Below are 21,828 nucleotides of genomic sequence, written 5' to 3' on the forward strand. Positions count from 1 at the left end.
TTATTGGATACAAGTCGCATAAGGTACTCGTGAACCAAACCACTCCTGAAATGACGGGTCAGTTTAAAAACTTGGGGATTAAGCAAAAAGCTTCTGCAATCTAAAGAGAAGGAAATTAGTATCAGACACCCCTCTTAAATTCGCTCTGAAGAGTTTGATCTTTGAGTTGAAAGACTCCGCATTAGCATTTGTATTTCTGTTTAAAAAGAAGTTTGTTATATTCTCCATATTAGTTCCAATAGAATTTGCTGCTGTGTAGAAGTTTTCCATCTTATTAGCGAACACACTTGTTATCCAGTTTATGAAGTTACGTTCAGCCACTTGTTTATTTCTTAACTCATAGATGTTTCTGAACACCATTGTAATTTTATATGCTACCATTAATTTGGGGTATTCTTTAAATAGTATTTTAGCTCTTAGCTTTTGGGTATATGTCCATTTTGATGAACATTTAAAAAGAAGAAATCTACTTCTGGCAAGTAGCTGTTTCACTGTATCTCCATTTGAAAACTCTTTGGGAACATATCTTTCACCATTCTTTTTAGCTTCAGAAATAGCCTTGTTCTCTTCATCAATTGCTTTCCATCTTAATTTGATTCGGATTTGCTGTAATGATTCTATTACCAATTTAACGACATGAAACCTATCAATTACGAAGTCAGCATTAGGAAAGCTTATTCGCATACTAGCCTCCATGTTTTTTGCCATATCTAAAGTAACTTCTTTAACCCTTTTCCTTTGTTCTAAGGGTTTGAGATTTACAACACTTGATATATCATTAGATAAAGTGCCTTTTATGCTAGCTACAAGTGTTCCTTTTTTTCCTTTACCCTGCTTGTTTGTAACAAAGGTATACAACTCTCCTTGTGACAAAGAAACTTCATCTATACTTAAGAATTCTCCTATGTTTTCTGGGAAAATCATATAATCTTCTGCATGTTTCTTTTGATCCCAATCTTTAAAATCACTGCTATGATCTTTATAATTACGCCTTAGTTTATCTGGCTTAATACAATAATAGCTGGCTATATTACTAATGGTATCTACTCGGGTCTCTACCTGTACCTTTTAAAAAATCAGACAGTTCCTTTGTTATTTTAGAACCCTCTGCTATAAAAGTATAATCTCCTTTTAGGTCTGGTGATAAACCGTCTTTTGAACGCCATCGCCTTCGTTTTATGCTTAAATATAATGCTTTCCCACGTACAGGGAAATCTTGAATCGTCTTTGATGGGTAAAAACCTTTTGACTGATATGCGTCTTGATTATAGCCATGGGGAAGCTGATTCTTCTCCTCTAATTCAATTTGAAAAAGCTCTTGCTTTGTCTCTAAATCACATAGCTCTTTTACCGATATTACTTCAAAGTAATCTAAAAAACTCGTCGGAAGTAACATATAGGAGATATCTTTTTGCATAGATCATTTTTATGCCAAAAATATAGATTTCTTAATTTTGTCCCCAAGTTTTTTATGTGTCCCTTTTTTTTCTTGGGGATGTAATATTTGGCAGCTGGAGAGCTGAAGATGGACTTGGAGACTTGGGGAGCTGGAGCGATTGGACGAGTTGGGGAAAGGGTGACTTGAAGAGCAGAACAGAAACATCCTAATGATTAAAATCGATACTCTTAGATAAACGTAGAGATACCGCATAATTATTGGTCAATTGAGTACCATTCATGTTTTTATAAAAAGGGTAATCATATTTTAATGAGACATTCCATTGCTTCCAGAAATTATATCGTAGTTGAGGAGCTATAAACATCACATGCCCGCCTGTTGCATTCACCAATTCCTTGTTTTTATCGGAGGCTTTATCTCTATATTGTGACCTCCACTGTAAAGCTAAAGTTAGTTTAGACATAATTTTATATCCCGCATAAAGAGAGTTATTATAAAGATTCCCATACTTATAATTGGTTCTCTCCGTTTCAATACGCTGGGAGTATTCGAAGGAATTATCAAAGAACAAGGCCAATTTCCCTTGCATATATAACTTTGAAAACAAAAGCCCAATCTGATATTTATAAGAACCAGAAGAAGGCTGGATATCGATAGGAAGGACGACCGAACCATCCACCTGATCGAATGTTCCAACGGGCAAAGTCACTTTTACTCTTGGAAATATATTGAAGAATTTCTCACAATTCTGATAAGCTAAATATTGAGCTCCCAAAACCAGATCTCCTAAGCCAGTTGCATTTCTATTCTGATCGAAAACAAAGTATTGAGCCTTGGCAAAAAAGTAGCCTATCTCTGCTGTCACTTTTAATTTATCAGTAATTCCATAAGCCAGATTTGCAGAGGAATACATAAAATAGGAATAGTCTATATATTCATAATCGGATCTTTCATTCCCTTTGAAGTATATATCGGAATAGCTATAAGTACCTAAAATACCGGCTTCCAATATTTTCTTCCCTCCTCCACTTGCTGAGCCATCATCGCTTATTGGGTTTCCTGCAGCGCAGCATTGGGCTTCGGCTTCTTGGATGCAGCAAAAACTTGCCAATACCATAGCCAATATAATGAATCTATTCATCATGTTTTGTGTTTATGAAAATGTGGATAATAGACCTTAGGGAATGTAAATATTAACGGTTACCGTTTCCGTTACTTCGCCTTTATCATTCTTCACTGTACACTTTATAATCTTATCTCCAATACAGCATTCCGAACCTGTAAATCTTACTTGAGATCCATCTTCATTCAATACAAAGATATCACCCAGATCAACTTCCCAAGTATATTCACAATTTCCTCCAGAAGCCTCACAGGTAATGATAGCAGGCTCTTCACCACCAAATTTGATGGTCGATTTATCAGATGTTAGACTTAAAATCTCAGGAGTAGTAGTTGTTGTACTAGGTGTTGTTGTTTCTTCTTTCTTGCAACTGATACTAAAAACAGTGGCTAGCATCAACAGGGCTATTATTGTATATTTCATGGGTTTATTGTTTAATTATTTTTGTGCTTGAAACGGCCATCCCATTACTAGAGATCATGACCATATATGTTCCATTTACTTTATTTGTTAGGTCTATTTCCTGATTATTACCATCCTCAATGGAGCTTGAATATACCATTTGACCTTGCATGGAGAAGACTTGAATTTTAGCATTTAGAATACTTGGTGTATCATTCAAGTTAATGCTATACCTACCACTGCTAATACTTGGAAAAACTGAAATATCACTTAGGTAGTCATACTCATTTACAGCTACATGTCCAACGTAGATACCCATTAAACTCAAATAACCCATTTGAACATCATCATAATTGATAGTTCGTTCATATTCACAACAAGTGCCTATCAACAGCTGATATGCTTCATCGGGAGCTCTGAACCATTCGGTATCGTGACCTGTATCTGCAACAGCTTGCATAATGATATAAGTATCGGTAACAAACTCATCGAAGGTAACCGTAGTTTCTGCATAAAAAGGATCGTATTTGGAAAAACTAACCCCTTCCATGGCATTAAGTTTTGCCTCTACCCTTACTTTACAAGTATAACAATTGCCAAGGGTGATGAATCTTACTGTGAAATCATCTTTAGTTTGAGCAAATAAAGATGGGGCAGCCAACAGAATAGCCATCACTAGGATAAACGTAGATTTTATTTTCATAAGGGTATTGTTAATTAGGTTTTTGTATCACAAAAGTATTATTATCACCTTGAAAACAACACTAATCCCTACCCTTACGTGACGAGTATATTTCGATTTAATCCTAGAATTTTACGTTGTATATCGCCTTTTTACTCCCTATTATTTCAAGAAAGTAGCATCAAAGCTAAACCACTATGGACTGAATTAGCATAGGTTTGTTTTAGGAATAATATTCGTTCTAATAATGACCAATTATGGATGGAAGCCCGAAGTAGATTTACTTCTAGCTTCTGACTCCCGACTTCGAACCATGAAGTATATAGAAACCGAAACACTAAAGTGTATAGTTTTAAAAACGAATGAGACCAATAAAATCCTAACTGATCATACTAATCTTTTGCAACTTATCTATTTCCAATATCCGAATGTCATTTTTAATAATTTCAATGACGCCCTCCTCGTTCAACTCCTTCAAAGTTCTTATTACTGTATCCTTCGACATTCCTGTAAGCTCGGCCATATCTTGTCTTGAAATAGAAATGAGATGGTCTCTATCATCAAATATCTTTTCATGTAAATAGATTAAGCTGTCAGCCAATCGACCATGGGTATTTTTATGAGTTAAACAAGTAAAGCGCTCGTAATTAAAAATTCCATTCCAACTGATCAACTCCATAAACTGCTCTGCAAATCTCTCATTCATTTTTATCACCTTTTTAAAAATGTGGATGTCGATAAAACAAACGGAGGACTCCTCAATAGCGCTTACTGAAGAATAGTGAATTTGATCGGCAAATATGCCTGGAGCACCCAAGAAATTGGTGGGTTTTATAAATTGCAACAATAAGTTTCGATTGCCCGAAGCCTCAATATAAACCTTGGCAATACCAGAGGTGAAACTGATCACATGGGACATAGGCGCCCCTTGCTTCACTATGATTTCTCCTTTCTTAAACCTTACTTGCCTTTTGTTGACATTGATTAATTCTAATTCTTCTTCTGTCAGCACTTGAAAAAGTGGTGATTTCATAGAACAACTACAACAGTGTTTATCTTGTATACAATTCATCTTCTCTCCTTTGTTGTTTAAATAATACCGATCAAATGCACTCTCAAAACTTACCTTTCCGGTCTATCATATTTACAACAAGAATGTAAAGCCTCATAGACCTCATCCTTTGCAGTTGCATTTTCTGTATCGTACCCCACATCGGCAATTGCCTGATGAATAGCTTCAATATTGGTTTTTTCAGCATCAAAGGTAATTTCCATCATTTTAGTTTTTTGATTCCAATTGGCTTTTTTCACCCCATCAACATTCTTTACTGCTTTTTCTATGGTCTTCTCACACATTCCGCAGTTACCGTAAACTTTAAATTTCTCTTTGGTCACATTTCCCGCTATGGCAGAAAAGCCAAACATTAATACCATGGCTAATAATAAACTGAATTGCTTTTTCATGTTTCTAATTTTTAATTTGTTATTATTTACTTCTTTCATATTTACAACAAGCATGTAATTGCTCATAAACGGCATCAGGGGCTTTTGCCAATTCGGTATCATGCCCAACTTGAGCCAATTCTTGATGAATAAGTCCCATACTTACCTCCTCAGGATTAATACTCAGTTTGAGCATAGTGGTTTCTGAATCCCAATCGGCTTTCACCACACCCTGAAGCTCCAAAACCGCAGTTTCAATTCTTTCTTTACACATACCACAGTTTCCATAAACCTTAATTTCTTCTAGTTTTAAGTTCTGAGGCCTATCGTATTTACAACATTCATGTAGGGACTCATAGACTTCATTTGGGGAGGTTTCCAAATCAGTATCATGCCCAACATGAGCTATAGCCTGATGTACTTCCGCCAAATCTACCGACTCATGATGAAGGTATAAACTCTTGGTATTTTCATCCCAATTGACATGTTCTACTCCTGCTACTGATAAGGCTGCAGTTTCTATTCTTTCTTTACACATACTGCAATTTCCATACACCGTAAAAGCGTCATCAGCATTCTCCAAACTAGGCATTTCACCATGATCATGTCCTGAACTTACTGCTCCACCCCCTGGATTCATCATGCTGGGCAAACCAGATAATTGTGCTGAGGCATCTATTTTAAACACTCCATTTACGGCGATCTCTTCACCGACTTCTAATCCGGATTTCACAATATAATAATCGCCAACCTCAGCACCTAAATCAATTTCTCTATACAGAAATGTGGGAGAATTTCTTTCAGGAACTTTTATATAAACTACAGCTCGCTTTCCAGTCCATAAAATTGATGATTGTGGAATTAAAATTTCTAATTCCTCTGATGCCGATTCTGAATGTAGAACACCATCCACAAACATTTCTGGCTTCAGAGACAAATCCGAATTATCTAGTTCTACTCTCACCTGCACCACTCTGGTCTTTGGATTCAGAAAAGCATCAATAAAAGAGACCTTTCCACTAAACTCCTTTTGGGCCAAAGCCTTAATTTTAAAATTGATTTCATCACCTATTTTAATCCAAGGCAAATCGCTTTCATATGCATCAAAAAGCACCCAAACTTTGGTGAGATCTATTACTTGCAACATGCCTTTACCTTCTTTCACATAATCCCCTTCTGTGACATGTCTGCCACTTACTGTTCCTGAAATTGGAGAAAACACATCAAAATAGAGCTGTGGTTCTCCATTTTCTTCTATGGCTTTGATTTGAGATTTTGATAAGTCCCATAATTTAAGCTTAGCTATGGCTGCATCATACAAAGCTGGACGGGTATCTATAAAAGAAAGCGCTTCTAATAATTCTTTTTGTGCTGAAACCAAATCAGGAGAATATATAGTGGCCAAAAGCTCCCCCTTTTTCACTTGTTGGCCAGTAAAATTCACAAATAGCTTTTCTATCCGCCCCCCATAACGAGCCGTGATTTCGGCAATATTGCGTTCATCGGCCTTTACCTTTCCTTGCAAAAACAAGTCTTTCATTGGCAAAGCCTCCTCCACTATTAAAGTTTGAATATTGGCTAAACTTGCGGCTGCCTTAGTCATGCTGATTTCATTTGAAGAAGCATGATCACCACCTGAACCCATGGTTTGCATGGGAACTAAATCCATAGCACAAATGGGGCAAAGACCGGGTTTGTTTTGCTTAATTTGAGGATGCATGGAGCAGGTATACATGGTTTCTACTTCTTCCTCTTGATGTTCATGATTGTGCTCATCATCTGAAGGTTGACTGCTTCCACCCAAGAACATCCAACCTATCAACATTCCTATAATCAATGTGGGAATGATGACGTATATATATTGTTTTATATTTTTCATTTTTCTGTTTTTTATTGACCCATTAAATATTGAACAAAAGCAATGGACGCTAGCTTATCTACTCTAGCTTTCTCCAATTCCAAATCATATTTTAAAAGCCGTCGTTCCATGCGTAGCATTTCTTCAAATCCCTTTGCATTGGTGGAATATTCCACTTCAATAAGCTTTAGTGATTGCTTAGCCAATTTCCCTTGACTAGAATAATGTGAGATTCGTCGTTGTGCATCTTTATAGTCTTTAAAAGCATTCTCGAAAATGGTTTCCAATACGAGTTCTTTCTCAAATTTCTCTTCTGTTTTTGCAGCTTGCAAATACAATACTTCATTAACCATAGCTTTATACTTGTTTCGATATAGAGGAATGGTAATTCCTATTTTGGGAAACAAGAGCGCATCTTTGCCAGATAGGTTATTTTCTCCTTTTCCAATAAAAGTATAATCTATGCCTATTGAGATATTGGGTAAACCCGCTTTTTTAGCCACTTGCTGACGAGATTCCAAAGAATGATATTGATATTCCAGACTCAAAAGCTGATGATTATTAGCATATATACTATCCAACAAGGCTTTTTTATCGAGTTTCAAATCCTGCTCCCAAATAAGATCTGGAATGGAAATTATAGACTCATTATCTACATTTAATAGATTATTGAAAGTGATAGAAAGCACTTCATATTTATCTTGAACAAGAGCCAACTGATTTTCCAAATCAGCCAATTCCATTTCCACTCTTAGTTCATCGTTAAGGCTGGCTTTTCCGGTTTCAATTTTGGTGAGGGCTAATTGCTTAAAGACATGCAATATGCTCTGATTTTCAGACATCACAAAAATAGCCTTACGAGTAAAATAGAGATTATAATAGGTAGCTTTTACTTCGTTGAATAATATGGACTTGGCCTCCTCAAAAGCTTCATATTTTGCTTTTGCCAGTTGAACAGCCACATCTTCTTTGGCTTGCAGACTACCAAACCAAGGAAACATTTGATTGGCTGATACTTTAGCAATCTGAGGACCTTCACGGGTTTCAACTGGAAGGATGAAATAGCCAAAGGCAAAGCTTGGATCTGGCAAACTACCTACTTGAGGAATGACTTCCAAAGCAGCCATATATTCATTGAACTTGACTTGTAATCCCGGATTATTCTGGGCTGCTGCCTTCAAATAAACCTGTAAATCTTCTTGAGCATAGCTCATTTGAAAACCCAATATGCAAATACAAATGACGATTATCTTTTTCATATCGCTCCTCCTTCTGTTAATTCGTTGATGGATTCTTCCTTCAGTTTTCTTTCTTGCCACATGCTGTATAAAACAGGTACCACAAACATGGTGAGCACTTCTATAGTCATTCCTCCAAATAGTGGGATGGCCATTGGTACCATAATATCGGAGCCTTTTCCAGTAGAGGTCAGCACGGGGAGCAAAGCAATAACTGTAGTTGCAGTTGTCATCATAGCAGGCCTCACTCTTTTCATTCCGGCCTCTATCACCAATGCTCTTACTTCTGCTTTGTTCTTTGGCTTATTCTTCTCGAAAAGTTGTTTTAAATGGGTGCTAATTAATACACCATCATCGGTAGCCACTCCAAACAGGGCAATGAAACCAACCCAAACCGCCACACTTAAATTGATGGTTCTCACTTGAAACAAATCACGCATATTGGTGCCAAAAATGGAGAAATCTAAAAACCAAGGCTGGCCATAAAGCCAAATCATGATAAAGCCTCCAGCCAGAGCCACTATTATTCCTGAGAAAATTAATGAGGAGGTAATCACCGAACGAAACTGAAAATACAGGATCAGAAAAATCACCACTAAACATATTGGTATAATCAACAAGAGACGTTTGGTCGCTCTAATTTGGTTCTCATAGTTTCCAGTGAAAATAAAATTCACACCTTCAGGCATCACCAGTTCACCAGTCTCCATCTTATCCTCCAAATACTTCTGAGCATTTTCTACCACATCCACTTCAGCAAAGCCTTCTTGCTTATCAAAAATAACATAGCCCACTAAAAAGGTATTTTCACTTTTGACCATTTGTGGTCCTCGAGAATACTCAATATCTACGAGTTCTCCCAAAGGAATTTGTTGTCCCATGGGTGTAGGAATTAAAATTTTCTTTAAGCCTTCAGGATGATCTCTATATTCTCTAGCATATCTTAATCGGATGGGATAGCGTTCGCGGCCTTCTACACTGGTAGAAAGTTGCATTCCTCCAATTGCACTACCAATAATTCCTTGCAAGTCTTGAATGGTAAGCCCATAACGAGCTAATTCTTTTCTTTTAATATTGAGCTCTAGGTAAGGCTTCCCAACAACTCTATCAGCAAAAACCGACATAGCAGAAACGCCTTCCACCTCTTTTAAAAGCTTCTCCAATTCATAGCCCACCTTTTCAATGGATTCCAAATCAGGGCCATAAACTTTCATGCCCATGGGGGCCCGCATTCCGGTTTGCAACATGACCAAGCGAGTTTGAATGGGTTGTAATTTAGGCGCGGAGGTGAGTCCTGGAATACTAGAATGATGAACTATCTCTTTCCAAATATCATCAGGAGAATTTATATTCTCTCTCCATTGACGAAAATATTCTCCATCTTCCTCAACAATTAGATTTTCCCTTTCAATGACCTTAAACTCTTCCTCCCTTGGATGATAGGTACTGCCATCTTTAAGTACAAAAGCGCCTTCTCCATCTACTTTAAATCGAAGTCGCTTTCCATGTTCATTTAAGATATACTCAGATTTATAATTGATTACATTCTCATACATGGAAACAGGTGCAGGATCCAATGCTGAATTCACTCTTCCCCATTTACCGATGACATTCTCAACTTCTGGAATGGCATTTACTTTTTTATCTAAGATTCTAATGACTTCCAAATTCTCTTCAATCCCAGAATGCGGCATGGTGGTTGGCATTAACAAAAAGCTTCCTTCGTCTAGATTTGGCATAAACTCTTTCCCTATACCAGGTAATGATTCATCTAGCGACTTCCAAGTTTTTGATTCCTTAATGCTTTCAGGAACAAAACCACCAATCTTATCTATTCCTTGCCAAGTCATTAAACCAAATAGGATTAGAATGATAGGAAAGCTTAAAAAGAACCACTTATGATTTAAACACCAAGAAAGTATTTGACGATAGAAATGCACCATCGCCATCATAAATGCCAAAACAAAAACGATAATAGAGATTACAAAAATGAAATTGGAGAACAAAGATTGTTGAGCTCCAAGAGGCATCCATGCTTTGGTTAAGAAATAAACCACCACCATTAAGATGATAGAAATATTGATATAATTTGGAAACTTTCGGTATTTTTCAGACCATTTGAATTCCATGATATTATTAATTCCGATCGCTATCATCCCTAAAGTGATGAAATTACCAGAAATAAATAAGAGGACAAATCCGCCCAAGATGAGTAATCCATTCCAAATCCAACGGACTTTCTTCTTGTCGAATTTGATAGAAAAGATAAAGTGAGCCAACGCTGGTATGATAATCAAACCAATAATTAAAGCCGAAAGCATGGCAAAGGTCTTTGTGAAAGCCAAAGGTCTAAAAAGTTTACCTTCGGCAGCTTCCATAGCAAATACGGGAAGGAAACTTACGACGGTTGTTGTTAATGCCGTTATAACTGCTCCTGCTACTTCGGTGGTCGCTTCATAAACCACACCTAATAATTGCTTTCCTTTGGCGCCCACATTTTTGGCCATTTCTATATGCCTAATGATGTTCTCTGTAAAGACGACTCCCACATCCACCATCACTCCTATGGCAATAGCAATACCTGATAAAGCCACAATATTAGCATCCACACCAAATCGCCTCATCACGATAAAAGTCATTAAAACGCCTATTGGTAGAAGAGTTGTAATTAAAATGCTGGCTCGCAAATTCAACATCAATACAATGATGACGATGATGCTGATGAGGATCTCCAATGATAAAGCCTCCTCTAAGGTTCCTAGTGTTTCTTTGATTAAACCCGTACGATCGTAGAAGGGAATCAAAGTTACTTTCGAGACACTCCCATCTGCCAGGGTTTTAGAAGGAAGGCCTGGACTTATCTCTGCTATTTTTGCTTTAACATTCTCTATAACTTCTAATGGATTAGAGCCATATCGTGCCACCACAACACCTCCCACAGCTTCTGCTCCTCCTTTATCCAATCCACCTCTTCTGGTGGCAGGGCCAAAGTTGACTTTTGCCACATCTTTTATTCGAATGGGAACATTTTCATTAACTGCAACCACACTTTCTTCAAGTTCTGATAGTGTTTTCACATAACCCAATGCACGGATTAAATATTCTACTCTATTGAACTCTATTGTTCTAGCACCAATATCCAGATTACTCTTTTTAACTGCATTCATTATCTGAGCAATATTTACACCATGAGCTTTCATGGCTATGGGATCAATATCTATTTGATACTCTTTCACGAAGCCGCCAATTGAAGCTACTTCCGAAACTCCCTTTGCAGCCGTTAATGCATATTTCACATAGAAATCCTGGATACTCCTGAGCTCTTGAGGATCCCAATCACCAGAAGGTTCGCCATCTTTATTTCTTCCTTCTAATGTATACCAATAGACTTGCCCTAAAGCAGTGGCATCTGGGCCTAAAGAAGGTATGACATCAGGGGGCAAAGTACCGGGAGGAAGTGAATTGAGTTTCTCGAGTATACGAGTACGGGTCCAGTAGAAATCTAATCCATCCTCAAAAATAATATAGATACTAGAAACTCCAAAGATGGAATTACTACGTATGGTCTTCACTCCTGGAATACCCAAAAGAGAAGTGGTTAGAGGATAAGATATTTGATCGTCTATATCTTGTGGCGATCGACCTGGCCATTGCGTATATACTATTTGTTGATTCTCTCCTATATCGGGAATGGCATCAACAGGGACAGGGTCTCGTGGTAAGATTCCGGTCTCCCATCCAAAAGGAGAACTGATTACACCCCAAAGAATGAATGTAAAAAGTAAAAGGAAAGTCACCAATCTGTTTTCAAGAAAAAACTTGATGGTTTTATTTAGCATTTTGCATGATTATTAATTTGATAGAATAAATACACAACATTAGCCTGAAGAAATAATTCCTCAAGCTATCCTATTCATCAAATAAAAATCATAAAATAAAAGACTGGAAACTGGCCAGTATATCTGGCAAATTCGGCGGTGGAATATGAACTCTATCTAGATATAAAGAATTGATATCCTCAAAAGAATCCAATTGGAAAAATTCGTTTTCGAAAACCATGATATCAAATGAGGGAGCTTCATCAACAATGAGATCTACCTGAAATACAGTATCTTCATCTAATTGAAATGCTTCACTTTCATTACGGCAGCAATCCCCATCATCACAACAAGATTCGGGAGTTGAATTAATAGACATAGTTATATATTTGCCACTACAATAGTGCTTGGTCACACTAAAACCAGTACTGGCAGAGAACCATAAAATGGCCATAAATATGTAAACTAATTTCTTCAACCTGCTAATAATTTTTTCATTTAGAAAACAAATGTAATCAGATTTGCGAGCTATTTCCATTAATTAACTTTTTCTTTTGTCTTTATCATCACCACGTGCTTGTCAAGCTATGGATCTAAGAGAAAAGATTCTACGATATGTTTTTGTGTCTTTTGTGTATCCATAGTGCATTTTGTGTAATAGCTCCAATTTGATATTTAGTCCTATTCATCCTTCACTTTCATAATACCACGGACCTGATAAGCTATACCACGAAGTTCCACAAAGAAGACACTAAAAGCACTAAGAAAAAAATATTCGATAATATGTTTTGTACCTTTTGTGTTTCCTTTGTGTGTTTTGTGCAATAGCTTCAAAATTCAATTATCATGTGAATCAGATTTCTCTTTCTCAACATTACCAGCCTAAAAAGCTATAACACGAAGTTCCACAAAGAAGACACTAAAGACTCAAAGGACCTAGCACGAAGAAATATGACTATAAAGTTTTGTGCCTTTTGTGAATCCTTAGTGCGTTTTGTGCAATAGCTTCAATTTACAATAATAATGAGAATCAATCTTCTCTTTCTCAACATTACCAAGCTACTAAATTATAACTCAAAGGTCCACATAGAAGGCACTAAAAACTCAAAAAAGAAAGTATAACAACATTATATTTTGTGTCTTTTGTGGATCCTTAGTGCATTTTGTGTAATAGCTCCAATTTGCAATGTTCATTCATAAAAAAAAGGCATTCAAGGATTAAAACCTCAAATGCCTCTGCAAAATATCTTAAGAATAAGGATTATTATTTCTTATCAAACCCACCTTTAAGTCCAACAGTTCTATTGAAAACCATTTTCTCATCAGTACTGTCTTTATCGATATTGAAATATCCAGTACGCTCAAATTGATAATGAGTTAGTGGCTCTTTTCCTTTTACAGAACGCTCCACATAAGCTTTCTCGATAATATTTAAACTATCAGGATTTAAGAATTCTTTGAAGTCTTTTTCTTTATCGGTATCTGGAGATTCAACAGTAAATAATCTATCGTAAAGGCGAATTTCGGCCTCAACGTTATCACTCGCATCCACCCAATGCATGGCTCCTTTTACTTTTCTACCATCTGGAGATTTTCCTCCTTTTGACAACGGATCGTAAGTACAGCGCAATTCTATAATTTTACCATCCTCATCTTTTATCACTTCATTACAAGTAGCAAAATAAGCATATTTCAATCGAACTTCTTTACCTAAAGTCATGCGGAAGAATTTCTTAGGAGCATCCTCCATATAATCGCTTCTTTCGATATAAATTTCTCTACTAAATGGAAGCATACGGGTTCCAGCACTTTCGTCCTCAGGATTATTGATGGCTTCTACTTCTTCTGTTTGTCCTTCAGGATAATTGGTGATCACCACTTTGAGAGGATCTAAAACTCCCATTACTCTGTTGGCTACTTTATTTAAATCTTCTCTCACATGATGTTCCAGAAGGGCCACATCAATTATATTATCGCGCTTGGCAATTCCTATGGTATCGGAGAAATTTCTAAGACTGGCAGGCGTAAAACCTCTACGACGCATTCCACCAATAGTAGGCATACGAGGGTCATCCCACCCATTCACCAAATTATCTTCAACCAATTGTAATAATTTACGCTTACTCATCACAGTATAAGTGAGATTTAAACGCGCAAACTCAATTTGTTGAGGATGGTGAACTTCTAATTGATTCAAGAACCAATCGTATAATGGGCGATGATTTTCAAATTCTAAAGTACAAAGAGAATGTGTAATATTTTCTATACTATCTTCTAAACCATGAGCCCAGTCGTACATTGGATAAATACACCATTTATCACCAGTACGGTGATGATGTGCATGGCGAATGCGATAAATAGCAGGGTCGCGTAACTGCATATTAGCAGAGGCTAAATCAATTTTAGCCCTAAGTGTTTTGCTACCATCCTCAAATTCTCCATCCTTCATTCTTTTGAATAAATCAAGATTTTCTTCCACTGTTCTGACGCGATATGGACTTGGCTGTGAAGGCTTTTGAGGAGTCCCACGCATGGTACTTACTTCCTCGGCAGTCAATTCACAAACATAGGCTTTGCCTTCTTTGATTAATCGAATTGCAAAATCATACATCTGATCAAAATAATCGGAAGCAAAGTATAATCTATCTTCCCAATCGAATCCCAACCATTTTACATCCTCAATAATAGAGTCCACATATTCCACATCCTCCTTCACAGGATTGGTATCATCGAATCTTAAATTGCACTCTCCATTATACTTATCGGCAATTCCAAAGTTGAGGCAAATAGATTTAGCATGGCCAATATGTAAATATCCATTAGGCTCGGGAGGAAAGCGGGTATGAACCTTAGCTTCATTTTTACCTGCTTTTATATCTTGTTCTATAATCTGTTCGATGAAATTGAGCTTTGCTCTTGTTTCTTCAGGCTTATTATCAGATGTTGTCATATTCTTAAATTTTGAATCTGCAAAAATACACAGATTTAGAGATATTTAATCACGTAAAATAAAAAAGCCGATAGAATGGCTTCCATCGGCTATATATTTTTAGTTCTATGGATTACATTGTGAACGTTAAACCAAAACGAACATTAGAAATTCTACTGTATCCCACTTCAGCAAATAAGCCAAAACCAGGATTTAACATCATACGACCACCCACAAATATTTCTTCATAAATAGATGCTTTTGAATCTTTTGTTGGTGTCCAACCTTCTTGATCATCCCAGCTATCATAATTATAATCAGCATGTAGCCTAAGACCTACACCAACACCACCATAAACATCGTATTTATCACTAGTGAATGAGTGAAGGTGCCAAGTACCTCTACCACCAATAATAAACTGATTATAATGTAAAGTCTCATTATAATACCAATAATCGTAAGTTTGTCTAGAATATTTCCAACCTACAACACCACCAAACGAAACCAGTCCAATATCTCCAGTAGGAATAACTCCAAGTTCAAATGAAGCTTCAATAGAAGGATAAAGCCCTCCAAGTCCACCAACACCTAATCCTGCATTGATACCCATATCACCTTTATTAAATACATGTTGAGCTTGTGCTCCAACGGACATCATTAAAATAGTAAATAATGCTAACGCTAATTTTTTCATTGTTTATAAGATTTAGTTAATAATTTTAATGCAAATCTAAAGATTTAATTCATTTTCTGAAGTCTTTAGATGGGGCAAATATAAACAGTTGTTTCTTGATAAACAAATAGGGCAAATGTTTCCAATTGCCCTATCATTATATTGTAAATCTTATACTTGCAAATTATCCACAATGGAAATATTTGTCAACTAGTGCTAAAATCTTTTCGTCATCATTGCCTACTTCTTCCCGAATGTTTTCGTCTTGAAAATCGCGAAGTTTCTTGATGATCCCATCCACGGTTAGTTCATTGAAGACTCCGTATTTGAGGTATTCTTCTCTTTGTCTGTCAAGTTCGAGAGAAGAATGATGACAACTAATAGGCAATTGTTCTAATTCCTCAACTCTGCTTTTATGTGCATCATCGAAGATATTTACATCCACATATGTCTTTTCAGCATAAGCCAAACTGTCTTTACATTCTAAACCATGACGAGCAGCAACTGTCAACCCAGCCAATAATAGATAAATATCAGCACTACCATCTGGACAACGGAATTCTACTGTTTGTTTTGAAGAGAAATCTTCAATAACATCGCTTTCAAGTGGATTGGCATGCTTCAACATGTTCATCTGACCCGTCCAACCTAAAGGTACTCTTACCAATACAGAACGATTTCTATCGCCCCAGCATATATTTGTAGGTGCTTCTTGATGGGGTACCAAACGGAAATAACTGGTTGGATTGGTGTTACCAAATGCGGAAATAGAAGGAGCTAATTTTAGATAACCAGCTATGGCTCTCTTAGCCACATCACTAATCTTACCATCCTCTATCATTACATTTTTACCATCTTTCATTAAACGAGTATGGATATGCAAACCACTTCCAGCTTTACCAACAGTAATTTTAGGCGCGAAAGTAATAGTAACACCATAATTATGAGCCAAAGTTCTCATTACCCATTTTGCAATCACCAATTGATCAGCAGCATCTTCTAAAGGACTAGGCTTAAACTCAATCTCGTTTTGTTCGTATTCGAGGTTTCCTACGGTAAAGTTTCCTACTTCTGAGTGACCATATTTAATATTTCCACCTACTGTGGCAATGGCATACATGGCTTCGCGACGTAATTCTTCCCATTTAGTAAAAGGTGTACTTTCGTGGTACCCTCTTTGGTCATCGGCTACAAAATAAGGTTCTTTTTCGCTAATGACATAGTATTCTAATTCACCCATCACTTCGAATTCAAAACCCGTCTTTTCTTTCAGCACATGATGTGCTTTATGCAAAGTATAGGCTGGAGAACCATCAAAAGGTTCACCACTTTTATCATAGAAACCACAAAGGATATCAATGGTTGGGAGTTCACTAAACGGGTTAACAAAAGCTGTCCTGAAACGAGGAATAACATATAGATCGCTATTTCCAGCTTCAATATATGGGAATAAACTAGAGCCATCAACTCTTTCTCCTGAGCTTAATACTTCTTCTAGTTGATCTTCGTCATAAACTACAAAGTTCAAAGTCTTCAACCTTCCATCTCCTCCGGTATATCTAAAGTTCAACATTTCAATACCATTTTCCAAAATATACTTAATAATATCAGATTTCGTAAAATCTTTGGGCTGTTTTTGCAAGTATTGAACCAATGGGTTAGGGCTGCTAATTGTTTGATTACTCATATGATTTATTTTTTCAATATAAACTTAATTATAAAGGGAGAACACATTCTTTGTCGTTTTTCGACCAAATATAAGATGCCAAATATGGCGTTTTCCCCCAGCTACAAAAGAAAATAAAAATCCATTAGGAAAAAAGCGTGAATACCTGATCTTTAAAAAATCAGTATTTTTCTGATGTTCATCTATTTGAAACAACAAAATGTGTCCATTTTTTAAACAAACCCAATTTTATAATAATATCATAAACATCATAGGTTTAGGAATATTTAAAGAGGTATTTCCCAATATAGCCTTTATATTCTTATGGAATCTTCTAATTATCACCATAATAAGAAGTGCACACAAGCCAATAAACACGCCTAGTCTAGTTACATTTATACACCAGAAGATCTGCTATTATTCAAAAGCTTCTATTTAAACCATTTATACCCTTGACAAAGGCCTGTTTTTGTATTATCTTTGCATCCTTTTTTGAGCGAACCCTAAGTTAATGATTTTTAGGGGAAACAAAGTATCATCTTATAGCAATTTAAAACTCTAGAATGAAGTTATCCAAATTCAAATTTAATTTACCAAAGGAACTGATTGCCACCCATCCAACTGAAAACCGAGATGAGTCTCGATTAATGGTTTTAAATCGAGAAACAAAAACAATTGAGCACAAGATGTTCAAGGACGTTTTAAGCTATTTTTCGGATGGGGACATCTTTGTATTAAACGATACAAAAGTTTTTCCCGCTCGCCTTTACGGTGAAAAAGAAAAAACTGGTGCTAAGATTGAAGTTTTTCTATTGAGAGAACTCAATCAAGAATCTCGTTTATGGGACGTATTAGTAGATCCAGCTCGTAAAATTAGAATTGGAAATAAATTATATTTCGGAAACGATGAATTAGTAGCCGAAGTTATTGACAATACCACTAGCCGTGGTCGTACCCTAAGATTTTTATTCGATGGCCCTTACGAAGAGTTCAAAAAGACCATTAAGAGATTAGGAGAAACTCCCCTACCAAAAATCCACGATCGTGCTATTGAGCCAGAAGATAGTGAGCGTTACCAAACTATTTATGCGAAAAATGAAGGTGCTGTTGCCGCTCCTACTGCTGGATTACACTTTAGCCGCGAACTTTTAAAACGCCTCGAATTACAAGGTGTAAATTTTGCTGAAATTACATTACATGCAGGGCTTGGTAATTTCCGCGACATTGAAGTTGAAGATCTGACCAAACACAAAATGGATAGTGAGCAATTATTCATTAACGAAGCCACTGCAGACCGTGTAAATCTTTCTATTGACGCAAAGAAAAGAGTTTGTGGAATTGGAACTACTGTTATGAAAGGAATGGAATCTTCTACTAGTATTAGTGGACATTTAAAACCTTTCTCTGGATGGACCAACAAATTCATATTCCCACAGTATAATTTCAAAATTGCCAATTGTATGATCACCAATTTCCATTTGCCATACTCTAGCATGTTGATGTTAGCGAGTGCATTTGGGGGTTATGATTTTATGATGGAAGCCTATAAAGAAGCCGTGAAAGAAAAATATCGTTTCTTCACCTACGGAGATGCCATGTTGATTATATAATCGATATTGAAAATACAGAATATTAAGCCTGCTCATCGGAGTGGGCTTTTTCGTGTTTATAAATTCATCATTTTTAATCTGATTTTGATTTGATTCATTTAAAACCTACTATATAACTAGGTTTTTAGATTTGTAATTGACTTTATATTACAAATATTTACCATATATTATTCTCCAAAAAGAATCAAAAACTCAGTAAACACCTTATCCTTGCGGTGTAGCTTGAAGGAAAAGCCATGATTGATTAAAATCTCACGGACTAAGGTTAGACCTATTCCTTGGCCGGTTTGCTTGGTGGAATAGAAGGGGGTGAATAATTTCTCTATGGTCTCCTTTGTAAAACCTCCTCCATTATCTAATATGGATAGTCTATTGTCATTTATTTCTATTTGAATGATTCCCCTTGATGAAATGGCCTCCACACTATTTTTGATAATATTGACCAAAACTTGTTCTATCTGAATACCATCGGCATAAATAAAATAGGAGGAGGATTTATCGATATATTGAATTTCTTGCATCTGAAAACTGGCATTAAATAAAGGAATGACTTTTTTAATCAGCTCAGCAAGATCTACTTCTTTTTTATCTGGAAGAGGTAGTTTTACCACATCGGCAAAGTTGGCCATAAAGCGATTGAGACTTTTATTACGATCCATAGAAATTTGCAAAGCATGTTCCACATCTTGCCGAATATTCTCGTCCAACTGCTCACTCATTCCCAATACCGATTGCATGACCGAGTTAACAGCACCTACCGAGTTGTTTACTTCGTGAGACATCATCCGGATGACTTTCTCATAACTCTGTCTCTCTGCCTGCACCAGTTCTCTTGTCATTTCTTCAATTAGTATAAAAGGCCGAGAAAAACCCTTATCCATAAAAGTATTATAACTGGCTTTAAATCTTCTGACTCCATCTAACTTAATACTTGAAAAGCCTTCTTCATTTAAGGATTGTAGCTTTTGGGTCCATGGAGGAGGGAGCTGAGAAAAGTTTATAGTGGTATGTTTTTCGTTGGATAGTTGAAAGAGTTGACGAGCAGCGGGATTCATACGCTCAATATCATTATCGGTATTTAAGATAAGTATAGCCGATGGAGAAGCTTCTATCAATCGGTCCAGGAAAAGGTTTTTCTCCTCATGCTCCACCCGCTCCAAATGCAATTGCTCCGACATCTTATTAAAAACGTCAATTAATTGGTCTATTTCTTTTTGCTTCACCGGACTTAAACGGGTACTAAAGTCTTTCTCTTTTAATAAATGAATGGCTGAGCTTATGGTTTCAATGGGTTTTACCAATTGTCCATACAAAATGATAAACAGTACCAAGGACAGTAATAACAAGACTTCCCCAGCCACAAAATACCATTTATTTACTTCCAATAAATGGTAGAGAAGAAAGCCTGTGGATAGATAAAATAAGAGGCCCCAAAGTATAAATTTTAATTTAATGCTCATAGGGGATTTTATGTTTTTCGAAACGACGATAGAGTGCTCCGCGGCTCAAACCCAAAGCTCGGGCTACTCTAGAAATGTTTCCACTATAAACTTCCATGGCTTTCACTATGGCTTCCTTTTCAATTTGGTCTAAAGTTTTTAAACCATCAGCGGACGATTGAGGTTCGGCTTTATCCATATATTTCTCAATATCCGATGGCTCAATCTGATTCTTGGAGCACATTAAAACACATCGCTCCATCAAGTTTTTGAGCTCTCTAATATTGCCAGCAAAATTTTGAAGCTTTAAAAACGAAAGACTTTCTTTAGTTAGGTTTACCTCAGCCATTCTATTCTCTTGACAAGTGAGGGCTACAAATTGTTTAGCCAAAACAGGAATATCAGTCACTCTTTGTCGCAAGCTGGGATTATGAATATGGATGAGATTAATACGATAGTATAAATCCTCTCTGAATAATCCTTGTTGCACCATTTCGCTGAGGTTTTTATTGGTAGCACAAATCACTCTCACATTGGCTTTTCTTACGCTGCTTTCACCCAGAACTTCATAGGTACGTTCCTGCAAAACTCTCAATAATTTCACTTGTGAGGCCAAGGAAAGTTCGGCTATTTCATCTAAGAAAATACTTCCCCCTTCTGCCATTTGAAAACGGCCTTTTCTATCGGCAATAGCATCGGTAAACGAGCCTTTCTTATGACCAAACATTTCACTTTCAAATAGGCTTTCGGAGATACCTCCTAAATTCACTTTTATGAAAGGTTTGGCTTTTCGCTTGCTATTATTATGAATAACTTCCGCTATCAATTCTTTTCCTGTACCGCTTTCTCCGGTGATTAAAACGGTGGCTTCACTACTGGCTACTCGACCCGAAACAGACAAAACCTCCAATAAAGACTCATGTTCTCCTATGATTCCACCTAAGTCGAATTGCTGATCTAATTCTTTGCGATTACTAGAAGAGCTCTCCAGATTAATTTTCGCCCACTGAATATTACTTTTTATGGATTGTAATAAGCCTTCATTATCCCAAGGTTTGCTAACGAAATCGGAGGCTCCATTTTTAATCCCTTCCACGGCCAAGGCTATACTCGCCCAACCTGTAATGAGAATCACAGGAACTAGAGGATGGAAGACTCTCACTTTCTGGAGCAATTCCAGCCCCTCTCGTCCACTGGTTTCTATGGAGTAATTCATATCCATGAGTATTAATTCAGGACTATTCTGTCGCAGCCATTTTAAGGCCTCCTCAGGATCATAGCAGGCATACGCTTGGTATTTGGCTTGCTTTAAAAGTAACTTTAAAGAAGTACAAACCGCTATATCGTCGTCTATTATTAAAATACTATTCATGATTAGGCTAAATTAATTAAAAATCCATTGTGTATTTAGAAAGGGAAAATCAACATGTTTTCCGTCTTTATACATCCGCATCGGTCATCAACCTTCTCGCTCAGCCGGAAAGTTCTGCTGATTGAAACATCAGTATGTTTTCCGGCGATTTAATACACACACCATCACCGTATGCC

18 protein-coding genes are annotated in these 21,828 nt (G+C 36.7%); 2 read left to right on the plus strand and 16 right to left on the minus strand.

Annotated features, from left to right (window positions below):
- Positions 1-78: 78 nt before the first annotated feature.
- Positions 79-924 carry a transposase gene (locus tag HNS38_RS07600; protein WP_216663662.1) on the minus strand — a complete coding sequence of 282 codons (846 nt, stop codon included), beginning with the start codon at positions 922-924 and terminating at the stop codon, positions 79-81.
- A gap of 109 nt (positions 925-1,033) precedes the next feature.
- Positions 1,034-1,417 carry a hypothetical protein gene (locus tag HNS38_RS07605; RefSeq protein WP_172276378.1) on the minus strand — a complete coding sequence of 128 codons (384 nt, stop codon included), beginning with the start codon at positions 1,415-1,417 and terminating at the stop codon, positions 1,034-1,036.
- A 56-nt stretch (positions 1,418-1,473) separates the two neighbouring features.
- Between HNS38_RS07605 and HNS38_RS20685 the strand changes: the two genes are divergently transcribed.
- Positions 1,474-1,608, plus strand: coding sequence for a hypothetical protein (locus tag HNS38_RS20685; protein WP_256367515.1), 135 nt, complete (start codon positions 1,474-1,476; stop codon positions 1,606-1,608).
- Here the strand turns inward: HNS38_RS20685 and HNS38_RS07610 are convergent.
- The 12 genes from HNS38_RS07610 to HNS38_RS07665 form a co-directional block, all read right to left on the minus strand.
- Positions 1,605-2,543: a transporter gene (locus tag HNS38_RS07610; RefSeq protein WP_172276380.1), complete on the minus strand. Its 939-nt coding sequence runs from the start codon at positions 2,541-2,543 to the stop codon at positions 1,605-1,607. The genes HNS38_RS20685 and HNS38_RS07610 overlap by 4 nt on opposite strands.
- A 33-nt stretch (positions 2,544-2,576) precedes the next feature.
- Positions 2,577-2,945 carry a hypothetical protein gene (locus tag HNS38_RS07615; protein WP_172276382.1) on the minus strand — a complete coding sequence of 123 codons (369 nt, stop codon included), beginning with the start codon at positions 2,943-2,945 and terminating at the stop codon, positions 2,577-2,579.
- Between the two features lie 4 nt (positions 2,946-2,949).
- Complete coding sequence (locus HNS38_RS07620) at positions 2,950-3,627, minus strand: T9SS type A sorting domain-containing protein (protein WP_172276384.1); 678 nt, start codon at positions 3,625-3,627, stop codon at positions 2,950-2,952.
- A 358-nt stretch (positions 3,628-3,985) separates the two neighbouring features.
- A complete protein-coding gene (locus tag HNS38_RS07625; RefSeq protein WP_172346231.1) occupies positions 3,986-4,678 on the minus strand; it encodes a Crp/Fnr family transcriptional regulator in 693 nt (230 codons plus the stop codon).
- A gap of 50 nt (positions 4,679-4,728) precedes the next feature.
- A complete protein-coding gene (locus HNS38_RS07630) occupies positions 4,729-5,070 on the minus strand; it encodes a heavy-metal-associated domain-containing protein (RefSeq protein ID WP_172346232.1) in 342 nt (113 codons plus the stop codon).
- Between the two features lie 22 nt (positions 5,071-5,092).
- A complete protein-coding gene (locus HNS38_RS07635) occupies positions 5,093-6,928 on the minus strand; it encodes an efflux RND transporter periplasmic adaptor subunit (RefSeq protein WP_172276390.1) in 1,836 nt (611 codons plus the stop codon).
- A gap of 11 nt (positions 6,929-6,939) precedes the next feature.
- Positions 6,940-8,166: a TolC family protein gene (locus tag HNS38_RS07640; RefSeq protein WP_172276392.1), complete on the minus strand. Its 1,227-nt coding sequence runs from the start codon at positions 8,164-8,166 to the stop codon at positions 6,940-6,942.
- Positions 8,163-11,984: an efflux RND transporter permease subunit gene (locus HNS38_RS07645; protein WP_172276394.1), complete on the minus strand. Its 3,822-nt coding sequence runs from the start codon at positions 11,982-11,984 to the stop codon at positions 8,163-8,165. The genes HNS38_RS07640 and HNS38_RS07645 overlap by 4 nt, the downstream gene beginning before the upstream one ends.
- 88 nt (positions 11,985-12,072) lie before the next feature.
- Entirely contained in the window at positions 12,073-12,441 is a 369-nt protein-coding gene (locus HNS38_RS07650) for a hypothetical protein (protein ID WP_172276396.1), read from the minus strand.
- 786 nt (positions 12,442-13,227) lie between these two features.
- Positions 13,228-14,913: a glutamine--tRNA ligase/YqeY domain fusion protein gene (locus HNS38_RS07655; protein WP_172346233.1), complete on the minus strand. Its 1,686-nt coding sequence runs from the start codon at positions 14,911-14,913 to the stop codon at positions 13,228-13,230.
- Between the two features lie 112 nt (positions 14,914-15,025).
- Entirely contained in the window at positions 15,026-15,586 is a 561-nt protein-coding gene (locus HNS38_RS07660; protein ID WP_172276400.1) for a hypothetical protein, read from the minus strand.
- A 163-nt stretch (positions 15,587-15,749) separates the two neighbouring features.
- Positions 15,750-17,252, minus strand: coding sequence for a glutamine synthetase family protein (locus HNS38_RS07665; RefSeq protein WP_172276402.1), 1,503 nt, complete (start codon positions 17,250-17,252; stop codon positions 15,750-15,752).
- A 542-nt stretch (positions 17,253-17,794) separates the two neighbouring features.
- Here HNS38_RS07665 and queA point away from each other — a divergent pair.
- Positions 17,795-18,841, plus strand: a complete 1,047-nt coding sequence (gene queA, locus HNS38_RS07670) for a tRNA preQ1(34) S-adenosylmethionine ribosyltransferase-isomerase QueA (protein ID WP_172276404.1) — start codon at positions 17,795-17,797, stop codon at positions 18,839-18,841.
- A 167-nt stretch (positions 18,842-19,008) separates the two neighbouring features.
- Here queA and HNS38_RS07675 read toward each other — a convergent pair whose 3' ends face one another.
- Together HNS38_RS07675 and HNS38_RS07680 are read right to left on the minus strand one after the other, a co-directional pair.
- Positions 19,009-20,301, minus strand: coding sequence for a PAS domain-containing sensor histidine kinase (locus tag HNS38_RS07675; protein WP_172276406.1), 1,293 nt, complete (start codon positions 20,299-20,301; stop codon positions 19,009-19,011).
- The gene (locus HNS38_RS07680; RefSeq protein ID WP_172276408.1) at positions 20,291-21,652 is read right to left on the minus strand and encodes a sigma-54 dependent transcriptional regulator; all 1,362 of its coding nucleotides are present in this window, start codon (positions 21,650-21,652) and stop codon (positions 20,291-20,293) included. Before HNS38_RS07680 ends, HNS38_RS07675 begins: the two co-directional genes overlap by 11 nt.
- Positions 21,653-21,828 lie beyond the last annotated feature (176 nt).

The sequence above is a fragment of the Lentimicrobium sp. L6 genome, assembly GCF_013166655.1.
Lineage (GTDB): Bacteria > Bacteroidota > Bacteroidia > Bacteroidales > UBA12170 > UBA12170.

Excerpts from the sequence above, each read along its gene's own strand:
- HNS38_RS07600 (WP_216663662.1), bottom strand. The coding sequence starts at position 924 with ATGATTTTCCCAGAAAACATAGGAGAATTCTTAAGTATAGATGAAGTT.
- HNS38_RS07605 (WP_172276378.1), bottom strand. The coding sequence starts at position 1,417 with ATGCAAAAAGATATCTCCTATATGTTACTTCCGACGAGTTTTTTAGAT.
- HNS38_RS07610 (WP_172276380.1), bottom strand. The coding sequence starts at position 2,543 with ATGATGAATAGATTCATTATATTGGCTATGGTATTGGCAAGTTTTTGC.
- HNS38_RS07615 (WP_172276382.1), bottom strand. The coding sequence starts at position 2,945 with ATGAAATATACAATAATAGCCCTGTTGATGCTAGCCACTGTTTTTAGT.
- HNS38_RS07620 (WP_172276384.1), bottom strand. The coding sequence starts at position 3,627 with ATGAAAATAAAATCTACGTTTATCCTAGTGATGGCTATTCTGTTGGCT.
- HNS38_RS07625 (WP_172346231.1), bottom strand. The coding sequence starts at position 4,678 with ATGAATTGTATACAAGATAAACACTGTTGTAGTTGTTCTATGAAATCA.
- HNS38_RS07630 (WP_172346232.1), bottom strand. The coding sequence starts at position 5,070 with ATGAAAAAGCAATTCAGTTTATTATTAGCCATGGTATTAATGTTTGGC.
- HNS38_RS07635 (WP_172276390.1), bottom strand. The coding sequence starts at position 6,928 with ATGAAAAATATAAAACAATATATATACGTCATCATTCCCACATTGATT.
- HNS38_RS07640 (WP_172276392.1), bottom strand. The coding sequence starts at position 8,166 with ATGAAAAAGATAATCGTCATTTGTATTTGCATATTGGGTTTTCAAATG.
- HNS38_RS07645 (WP_172276394.1), bottom strand. The coding sequence starts at position 11,984 with ATGCTAAATAAAACCATCAAGTTTTTTCTTGAAAACAGATTGGTGACT.
- HNS38_RS07655 (WP_172346233.1), bottom strand. The coding sequence starts at position 14,913 with ATGACAACATCTGATAATAAGCCTGAAGAAACAAGAGCAAAGCTCAAT.
- HNS38_RS07660 (WP_172276400.1), bottom strand. The coding sequence starts at position 15,586 with ATGAAAAAATTAGCGTTAGCATTATTTACTATTTTAATGATGTCCGTT.
- HNS38_RS07665 (WP_172276402.1), bottom strand. The coding sequence starts at position 17,252 with ATGAGTAATCAAACAATTAGCAGCCCTAACCCATTGGTTCAATACTTG.
- queA (WP_172276404.1), top strand. The coding sequence starts at position 17,795 with ATGAAGTTATCCAAATTCAAATTTAATTTACCAAAGGAACTGATTGCC.
- HNS38_RS07675 (WP_172276406.1), bottom strand. The coding sequence starts at position 20,301 with ATGAGCATTAAATTAAAATTTATACTTTGGGGCCTCTTATTTTATCTA.
- HNS38_RS07680 (WP_172276408.1), bottom strand. The coding sequence starts at position 21,652 with ATGAATAGTATTTTAATAATAGACGACGATATAGCGGTTTGTACTTCT.